This is a genomic window from Nonomuraea sp. NPDC050310 (assembly GCF_040655795.1).
Lineage (GTDB): Bacteria > Actinomycetota > Actinomycetes > Streptosporangiales > Streptosporangiaceae > Nonomuraea.
On sequence record NZ_JBFAKP010000009.1, the window covers coordinates 98,559 to 106,997 of the forward strand.

Annotated in this window: 8 protein-coding genes; 1 reads left to right on the forward strand and 7 read right to left on the reverse strand. The window is 72.0% G+C overall.

What is annotated here, in order from left to right:
• Positions 1-62: 62 nt before the first annotated feature.
• From AB0I67_RS22205 to AB0I67_RS22235, 7 genes are all read right to left on the reverse strand, one after another.
• Positions 63-1,607, reverse strand: coding sequence for an FAD-dependent oxidoreductase (locus AB0I67_RS22205; protein ID WP_357926543.1), 1,545 nt, complete (start codon positions 1,605-1,607; stop codon positions 63-65).
• Entirely contained in the window at positions 1,600-2,442 is an 843-nt protein-coding gene (locus tag AB0I67_RS22210) for a M55 family metallopeptidase (protein ID WP_357926544.1), read from the reverse strand. The genes AB0I67_RS22205 and AB0I67_RS22210 overlap by 8 nt, the downstream gene beginning before the upstream one ends.
• A complete protein-coding gene (locus tag AB0I67_RS22215; RefSeq protein ID WP_357926546.1) occupies positions 2,439-3,644 on the reverse strand; it encodes a DUF6395 domain-containing protein in 1,206 nt (401 codons plus the stop codon). The genes AB0I67_RS22210 and AB0I67_RS22215 overlap by 4 nt, the downstream gene beginning before the upstream one ends.
• A complete protein-coding gene (locus AB0I67_RS22220; protein WP_357926548.1) occupies positions 3,641-3,901 on the reverse strand; it encodes a hypothetical protein in 261 nt (86 codons plus the stop codon). Before AB0I67_RS22220 ends, AB0I67_RS22215 begins: the two co-directional genes overlap by 4 nt.
• A gap of 310 nt (positions 3,902-4,211) precedes the next feature.
• Complete coding sequence (locus AB0I67_RS22225; protein ID WP_357926551.1) at positions 4,212-4,868, reverse strand: hypothetical protein; 657 nt, start codon at positions 4,866-4,868, stop codon at positions 4,212-4,214.
• Complete coding sequence (locus AB0I67_RS22230; RefSeq protein WP_357926554.1) at positions 4,865-5,059, reverse strand: hypothetical protein; 195 nt, start codon at positions 5,057-5,059, stop codon at positions 4,865-4,867. The genes AB0I67_RS22225 and AB0I67_RS22230 overlap by 4 nt, the downstream gene beginning before the upstream one ends.
• 426 nt (positions 5,060-5,485) lie before the next feature.
• The gene (locus tag AB0I67_RS22235) at positions 5,486-6,259 is read right to left on the reverse strand and encodes an enoyl-CoA hydratase-related protein (RefSeq protein ID WP_357926556.1); all 774 of its coding nucleotides are present in this window, start codon (positions 6,257-6,259) and stop codon (positions 5,486-5,488) included.
• A 191-nt stretch (positions 6,260-6,450) separates the two neighbouring features.
• Between AB0I67_RS22235 and AB0I67_RS22240 the strand changes: the two genes are divergently transcribed.
• A complete protein-coding gene (locus tag AB0I67_RS22240; RefSeq protein WP_357926559.1) occupies positions 6,451-8,364 on the forward strand; it encodes an N-acetylmuramoyl-L-alanine amidase in 1,914 nt (637 codons plus the stop codon).
• Positions 8,365-8,439: the final 75 nt, after the last annotated feature.

The window sequence follows — 8,439 nt, forward strand, 5'->3', positions numbered from 1 at the left end:
GTTGGGAGAGTTGCCGCTCCCGCTTGGGACCCTACGCCGTACCCAGGGACGCGTGCGCGCGATCAGGGGGACTGCAGCGCGCGCTGGTGCAACTGGGTCACCGCGCTCCTGGCCGACTCCATCGCACCGGCCTGCCAGGCGATCAGATGGGTCAGCCAGTCACCGGCGAAGTACACCCTTCCGGCGGGGCGTTGCAGAAGAGTGAAGGACGAATCAATGCTGGGCCAGCGCACCCAGCCGCCCATGATGTGCTCCTGGCGCTCCCAGGCGATCGAGACGCTGGACAGCAGGTCGTTCCGGTACTTGTCGCCGTGGATCTTCTTGCCCTGGGTGAGCGCGCGGCGCCTGCGGTCCTCGGGGGTGAGCGCGCCGTACAGCTCGGCGTGCTCCTCGGTGGCGTAGTAGCCGACCACGATGCCGGTCTTGCCGTGGTAGCCGTGCGAGGGGTACCAGATGTGGGTGATGTCGAGATCGGTCTCGGTCACCCCGCCGTAGATCCGGTCCTCCAGCTCCCACCAGCGCCTGCCGTACTCCAGCCCGATCTTGCCCGCGGCCACCGGCACCGGCGTGGCCAGCGCGGCGCCGACCTGGGCGCCGAGGTTGTGCGGGATCTTGGCCAGGATGTGCGGCGGCAGCGCGGCGACGCAGTAGTCGGCCTTCAGCCGGCCGCCGGCCCACTCGACCTCGACGCCGTCCGCCAGGCTGGTGATCTTGGTGACCTTGATCCCGGTCCGGACGCGGCCGGCGCCGACCCGGTCGAGCAGCGCGGTGACGATGGCGTCCATGCCGCCGACCGGCTGGAACATCGGGGTCGCCTGGTCGTAGCCGAAGTCGTTCGTGATCGCCCGGCCGGTCCCGGCGGCCAGCACCTGGCGCAGTGAGCCGGGCCCCTCGATCGGGACGCCGCCGTCGATGTCGGGCGACTCCAGGAAGCCGCGGCGCGGCGAGCCCTCGTAGTCGAGCTTGGGCCCGAGGTCGCCGAAGCGGCGCAGGAACTCCAGCAGCCGCTCGCGGTCCTCCGCCGTCAGCCTGCGGTCGAGCCGCCCGGCGTCGGTCGCCTTGGCCAGCAGCTCGGAGATGTAGCCGTACAGGTCGGCGCGGGCGGTCCGCGCCCGCACGGTCACCCCGTTGGTGTGCACGTAGGCGGCCGCGTTGTTGTTGACGAAGGTCTCGATGGGCACGCCCAGCTCGCGGCAGTAGTCCATGGTGACCATCCAGGGCGCGATCCGCCCCGGCCCGGCGTTGAAGTAGGCGCCCTCGCCGAAGCGCACGTCCTGCGCCTGCCCGCCGGCCTCGGTCAGCCGGTCGCCGCCGCGCAGCGTGAGGCTGCGCCCGCCCGCCTTGGGCCGCGCCTCCAGGATCGTGCAGTCGTAGCCCGCTTTGCCCAGCTCGTAGGCGGCGGTCAGCCCGGCCACGCCCGCGCCCAGGATCACCACGCTCGCGCTGGAGCGCCCGCGCAGCGTGAAATCGCCCGCCTGCGGCGGGGTGAAGCTCCGCTCCTGCTCGGCGGGGGCCAGCCCGAGCGCCCCCATCGCCGCGTACATCGCCCCGGCCCCGCCCGCCGCGCCGATCCCGACCAGCAGGCCCCGCCGGGTCAGCTCACCCATAGGGACCGCTGCCGCACGAGATCTGCCCGCCGATCGTGGCGAAGATCCCGAACAGCGCCATGATCTGGCCGAAGTCGTCCGTGGTGAACTCGGTCTCCCGCGCCCCGACCGCCTTCACGCCCGGCACCAGCGACACCGCCGCCGCGATCGCCGTCGAGTTCCACTCCACCCCCAGCGTGTACGGCGGAGCCACCGTGTAGGGCGTGAAGTCGCTCAACCGGCCCAGCGCCCGCGCGGTCGCCTCCCGGATCGCCGCCTGCGCCACCGAAGGCGGCAGCAGCTCGGCGGAGAACTTGTCGATACCCTTCTTGACCGCCACCGTCTCCACGTCGCCGAGCAGCTCGCGCGCCTCCTCGCCGACCGCCTCGTCCCCGGTCACCAGCACCACGGGCACGCCGTGGAAGCCCGCGCACGCGGCCACCAGCCGGGTCTCGCCGCAGAGCTCCCCGTTCAGGTAGACGTTCTGGATCTCCTTGCCCATCCACGTGTGGTTGAGGACGCCGTGCGGCACCCCGGCCCTGGCGTGATAGCCCACGAAGCAGGCGGCGGCGAAGGAGGAGTCGAGCCCGTGGGCCATGCGCTGGGCCTTGCCCGGCCCGCGGATCAGCGTCGCGCGCGGGTCGAGCAGGTCGATGCGCAGGTTCTTGGTCGAGCCGTGCGCGTCGTTGACCAGCACGCCGGCCGCCCCACCCAGGAACGCGCCCTCGACGCAGGCGTTGGCGTCGGCGGTCATCAGCTCGCACCCGCGCTCGTAGCCGCGCTTGCCGGCGTGCATCTCCTCCGGGTCGGTCAACCCGGTCACGCCCTCCATGTCGACCGACAGGTAGACCCTCACACGCCCCACTCCTCCACCCGGCGCGCCTGCTCCGGGGTCATCAGTCCGACATTCGCCACCACGAACTCGCGCACCTGCTCGCGCCACGGCTCGGGGATCTCCTCGATCGCCGGCGGGTAGCAGCGCTCCAGCCACTCCGTGGACTCCTCGGTGGCCCCCAGGTGCGCCGCCGCGCGAGCGAAGACGCCCTGCTCGATGCCGGGGACGCGGGCGCAGCCGTACTCGATCATCTCCTGCCCGCCGTACGGGGGCGGGTCCTGCCACTTGCGCGCCACGGGGCGTTCGGGGGTGATCGGGGTGTCCAGCGGGCGGCGCTCCACCGCGGCCTGGATGAGCTCCTTGTACAGGCACTTCCCGCAGGTACGGCAGGGCCCGCCGGACCCGCGCAGGCACCACCGGACCTGGGCCTTGAGCGGCGACTCCAGTGCCAGGCGCATGGTGACCGCCTCGCTCACCCCGCCCACCGGCAGCACGATGTGCACCCCGGCGGCGGCGAACAGCCGGCCCCACGCGCCGTGCGGCGCCCACATCGGGTTGTCGGGCGTGTACCGCAGCAGGTAGCGGTCGCCGCCGAGCCAGCGCGAGCCCAGCTCGTAGCCGAACGCCAGGCCGCCCAGGTCCATCCGGTCGGCCAGCAGCAACGCGCCGGCGGCCACCGCGTGGTGCTCGGGGTAGCCGGGGCGCGGCTCGGCCAGGGTGAACTCCAGGTCGGACTGGACCGTGCTCAGCGGCCGGCCGGTCTCGCGGGCCAGCTTGGCCAGCACATCGGCGCGGTAGTGCGTCCAGCGGTTCGGCACGCGGGGGTGCGAGACCCGCTGGAAGTGCACGAACGGCGCGTCCGGCAGCATGGCGGCGGCGGCCACGGAGTCGGCCCCGCCGCTGTAGGAGACGGCCAGCGTCCGGCCCGCCGGGCGGGTCTCCGCACCCACCGGCCCGGCCTCGATCCCCCACCCGGCGTGCAGCGCCTCGGCCAGCCCGGCGGAGATCGCCCGGTCGAACACGATCCGCCTGCGGGTCCAGGGGGCCACGATCGTCCAGGCGGCGACGGCGAACAGGTCGGGGTGGGCGTCGTCCGGGACGCCCCTGAGCGTGCAGGAGTTGGTGCGCAGCTTGACCGGGTAGCCGTCGGCGGCCTCGCCGGTGATCTCGTCTTCGGCGTCCAGGCGGAAGGTCAGGGTGCCGGACTGCCAGGACACCCTCATGCCCGCTCCACCGCCTGCCAGAGGAGCACCTCGTTCTGCAGGAGCGCGTCGAGCGCCTCGGCGGTCTCGGTCGCCAGCCGCCTCGCCTCCTGGTCCACCGGCTTGGCCGTGCTCAGGGCTTGGACCTGCCGTTGGAGCTCGGCGACGCTCGCGCGGAGCTCGTCGATCTCCTTGCGGGCCTCGGCGAGCTCGATCCTCGCCGCGTACCGGGCGTCCAGCCACGATCGGACCCGGGAGGGAGTAAGGCGGCCCATCATGACAAGTCACCCTACAAGGGCCCCCACACCCCCGTACCCCCCGCCCAGAAACCGGCCTCAGAGGAGAGGTTCCGGGCGGGCGTGGCCGGGGGTTCAGGGGTGGCCGAGGTTGGCGGGTGGCCCGAGTTAGCGGGGCGGCCCCGCGGTCCCCGGGCGGCCCGGGTTCCCAGGCGGCCCGGGTTCACGGGCGGCCACCGCTCCGGCGGGTGGCCGCCTCTCCGCTGGGTGGCCGCTGGGTCCCTCCCTCTCCCCTGTCCACCCCGGCCCGAGAACCGGGCGAGCTCCCGAGCCAGGGGGAAGGGGAAACCGGTCAGATGTAGCGGGGCCGGGCGGTGGTGGCGGGGTCGGCGGTGCGGGCCAGGCGGACCTGACGCCAGGCGGTGGTCCAGGTGGTGAGGTCCTCCTCACCCCCACCACACCCGTAGACGAACGCGGTCACGACCTTCAACGTCGGCAGCCGGGGCGGCCGCTTGGGGTCGAGCGCCTCGCACAACGTGCTGGCCCCCACGCTCTTCCGGGCCTTGAGCGCGATCTCCCGATAGGACGGCTCCCCCGCCCAGATGTGGAACTCCCGCATCACCGCCAGAAACTCCTCCTTCGACGTGGCGGTCAGCGGGCTGGGCTTGAGGGTGTACCCGGCGGCGTCCTCGCGCAGCCGGTGCAGCCCCGCCGGGTCGGCGGCCTCCGGCGGCTCCGGCGCGGCGGCCTCCGTCTCGGCCCGGGCGGCTTCGAGCCGGCGCCAGGCGTCCACGACGGGACGGCGTTCGGGCTGGACGGCGTCGATCCGCTGGAGGATCTCGTCCAGCAGGTGGCGCGGCACCCGCCCGTTGCCGTTCAGGACCCGTTCGACCTGGGCCCGCGCCATCCCGGTGACCCGGACCACGTCCTCGCTGGTGTACAGGCCCCGGAGGGTCAGCAGCCGCTGCAGCTCGATGCGGAGGACGAGCCGCGGATTGACCGAGCTCATCGCGGGAGCGGGCGGCCGAGGACGTGGAGCGCGGTGGTCCCGGCCGTGCTGATCAGCAGGACCGCCACCTCGGTGGCCATCCCGGCGGCCTGGGCGGCGAGCGCGAAGGCCAGGAGGATGACGATGAGGATCAGCCGGTAGACCGGGGAGGTCCCGCGACGGGGCGGGACGGGGGCAAGCTGTGTGCTCATACAGCACCGCTTTCGGATATCGCCTTGCGCAGGCAGGAGTTTGTCGAATCCGCCGGCCGGGGGCGGCAACCCTGTCTCGGCCGAGCGGGAGCACCATAATGGCTCAAACCGCAGCCGGGACGCGGCCTTCGGAAAACCGGACGAAATTCGACATATGACGCTGATTTTCCAAATTCAGGCTGTATCGCCATTCGGTGGCGTTTGCTGGGGTTCGGCGGCGCTCGGTGCTGTTCAGCGGTGTTCGGTGGCGTTCACAGATGTCCGGGGCCGCTGGGGCGGGTGAGGCGCGGTCCTGGAGAATGGGGACGCCCTTGGCGCCGCTCGCGCAGGCAGGTCAACGGCAGCGGGGCCCGCCGCGGCAACGGCGGGCCCTCCCCTTTCCCTCAACGACCGGAATGATCCGGAGAACCAAGCAGCCGGTGATGCTCAGCGGCCGGTGAACTTGGCCTTCGTCTTCTCCGCGAAAGCCCGCATGCCGATCTTGGCGTCGTCCGTGGCGAACAGCCCGGAGAACTGCAGCCGCTCGATCTCCAGCCCGGTGTCCAGGTCGACCTCCAGCCCGTGGTCGATCGCCTGCTTGGCCGCGCGCAGCGCCACCGCGGGCCCGCCGGCGAAGGTGCCGGCCCATTCCAGCGCCGCCTGGTACACCTCGGCGTCCGGCACCACCCGGTCGACCAGGCCGATGGCCAGGGCCTCGGCGGCGCTCACGTGCCGCCCGCTGAAGATGAGGTCCTTGGCCTTCGCCGGCCCGACCAGGCGCGGCAGCCGCTGGGTGCCGCCCGCGCCGGGGATGATGCCGAGCTGGATCTCCGGCTGGCCGAGCTTGGCGCCCTCCCCCGCCACCCGGAAGTCCGCGCAGAGCGCCAGCTCGCACCCGCCGCCCAGGGCGTAGCCGGTGATCGCGGCGATGACCGGCTTGCCGATGCGCGCCACGGCGGTGAAGCAGTCCTGAAGGGTCGCGGAGTGGGCGGCCATCTCCGCGTAGGACATGTCGGCCATCTCCTTGATGTCCGCCCCGGCGGCGAAGACGCGCTCGCCGCCGTAGATCACCACGGCGGCGACCGCCGGGTCCTCCGACACCGCTCGGGCGCTCTCCCCGATCTCCCGCTGGACCTGCCCGTTGAGGGCGTTCATCTTCGGCCGGTCCAGCCTGATGGTCGCGATCCGGTCAGCCACTTCGACACGTACGAACTCACCCATGCGCCCCAGCGTAGAACAGCACCACCCGGCCGGCGGAGGCCGGAGCCGGACGGTCCTGCCCCGGGGATGACCGGCCGCATACCGGGGACCGCACCCGTTAAAGGCTGAAAAATTCCTTCGCAATGTACTCGACGAATGAAGGAAAGCATGGTCAGACTGTGAGTCGACCAACCCCCAGCCAAGGAGCGTTCATGCGCAGAGCCTTGATCGCTGTGCTCCCCTTAGCGCTACTGTCCCTCCAGCCCGTGCAGGCCTCCGCCGCCGAGCCCGACGACCGCCAGCAGGCCTTCGCCGCCGCGTCCGCCGAGTTCAAGGTGCCGGAGAGCGTGCTGCTCGGCGTCTCCTACCTGGAGTCGCGGTGGGACGCCAACGCCGGACGGCCCAGCACCGACGCGGGCTTCGGCCCGATGCACCTCACCGACGCCGCCGCCTACAGCGGCTCCAACCACCACGAGGAACCCGGCTCGGAAGGCGAGCGCGAGGACCCGCGAGGCGACGAGAGCCGCCCCGCCGTACCCGCCCAGGACGCGCCACCGGCGACCGAGATCCCCGAGTCGCTGCGCACCATGGAGAAGGCCGCCGAGCTGACCGGCGAGAGCCACGAGAAGCTGCGCACCGACCCCGCGGCCAACATCCGCGGCGGCGCCGCCCTGCTGGCCGCCTACCAGAAGGCGCTCGGCGCCCCGCTCAGCGACGACCCGGCGCAGTGGTACGGCGCGGTCGCCCGCTACTCCGGCGCCACCGAGCAGCAGGCCGCCGGCTTCTTCGCCGACGAGGTCTTCGCCACCATCAAGCAGGGCGTCCAGCGCACCACCGACGACGGCCACCGGGTCGTGCTGCCGCCGGCGCCGTCCCTGGAGGCGGTCAAGCAGTGGCTGGAGAAGCTGGGGCTCAAGCCGCCGCAGCGCGACGGCGTGGAGTGCCCGCCGACGATCTCCTGCGAGTGGATCCCGGCCAAGCAGGCGCAACTGCCCAACGGCAACTACGGCAACTTCGACACCTCCGACCGGCCGTGGAACCAGAAGGTCGACTACATCGTCATCCACGACATGGAGGGCTACTGGCGCCCGTCCATCGACCTGCTGCTCAACCCGGCCCGCGCGGCGAGCTGGCACTACTCGCTGCGTTCCTCCGACGGCCACATCGCCCAGCACATCAAGACGAAGGACGTCGGCTGGCAGGCCGGCAACTGGTACATCAACGCCAAGTCCATCGGCCTGGAGCACGAGGGCTTCCTCGCCGAGCGGGGCTCCTGGTACACCGAGGCGATGTACCGCACCTCCGCCAAGCTGGTGCGCTACCTGGCGATGAAGCACCTGGTCCCGCTGGACCGCGCGCACATCATCGGCCACGACAACGTGCCCGGCACGCTGCCGACCACCGTGCGCGGCATGCACGAGGACCCCGGGCCCTTCTGGGACTGGGACCGCTACTTCCAGCTCCTCGGCAAGCCCCTGCACCCCTTCGGCGGCCCCAACTCCGGCTCGGTCATGATCAAGCCGGACTTCGCCACCAACAAGCCCTACTTCTTCGGCTGCGACCGTAAGCAGCCCGCGCTCGACTGCCCGCCCACCAGCGCCTCCACGGTCTGGCTGCGCACCGAGCCGCGCGCCGACGCCCCGCTCATCGGGGACATCGGCAAGAAGAACCCGGGCACCTACAGCGTCTACGACCACAGCGCCCGCGCCACCACCGGCCAGCGCTACGCGGTCGCCGAGCGCCGTGACGGCTGGGTCGCGATCTGGTACCTCGGGCAGAAGGGCTGGTTCGAGGCCTCCTCGGCGGTCCCGTCCATGGGCCTGGTCGTCACGCCCAAGCCGGGCCTGGCCACCGTCCCCGTGTACGGCAGGGCCTACCCCGAGCAGGAGGCCTACCCGGCCGACGGGAGCATCCCCTACCAGCCGATCACGCCCCTGCAGTACAAGTTCTCCGCCGGGGAGAAGTACACCTTCGCCGGCGTCCAGCTCGGTGAGTACTACCGGGCGGTGACCATCGACCCCGCCTCCCACAAGGTGGTCCGGGGCAAGACGAAGTACTACCAGATCCAGTTCGGCCACCGGATCATGTTCGTCAAGGCCGACGATGTGGTCCTCTCCTGGAACTGACCCCGCTTCCGGGCGCCCTCCTCGCGAGGGCTCCCGGACTCCTTGACAACATCAGGTAGAAGCGGAGCGCGGTGG

Excerpts from the sequence above, each read along its gene's own strand:
- AB0I67_RS22205 (WP_357926543.1), bottom strand. The coding sequence starts at position 1,607 with ATGGGTGAGCTGACCCGGCGGGGCCTGCTGGTCGGGATCGGCGCGGCG.
- AB0I67_RS22215 (WP_357926546.1), bottom strand. The coding sequence starts at position 3,644 with ATGAGGGTGTCCTGGCAGTCCGGCACCCTGACCTTCCGCCTGGACGCC.
- AB0I67_RS22220 (WP_357926548.1), bottom strand. The coding sequence starts at position 3,901 with ATGATGGGCCGCCTTACTCCCTCCCGGGTCCGATCGTGGCTGGACGCC.
- AB0I67_RS22225 (WP_357926551.1), bottom strand. The coding sequence starts at position 4,868 with ATGAGCTCGGTCAATCCGCGGCTCGTCCTCCGCATCGAGCTGCAGCGG.
- AB0I67_RS22230 (WP_357926554.1), bottom strand. The coding sequence starts at position 5,059 with ATGAGCACACAGCTTGCCCCCGTCCCGCCCCGTCGCGGGACCTCCCCG.
- AB0I67_RS22235 (WP_357926556.1), bottom strand. The coding sequence starts at position 6,259 with ATGGGTGAGTTCGTACGTGTCGAAGTGGCTGACCGGATCGCGACCATC.
- AB0I67_RS22240 (WP_357926559.1), top strand. The coding sequence starts at position 6,451 with ATGCGCAGAGCCTTGATCGCTGTGCTCCCCTTAGCGCTACTGTCCCTC.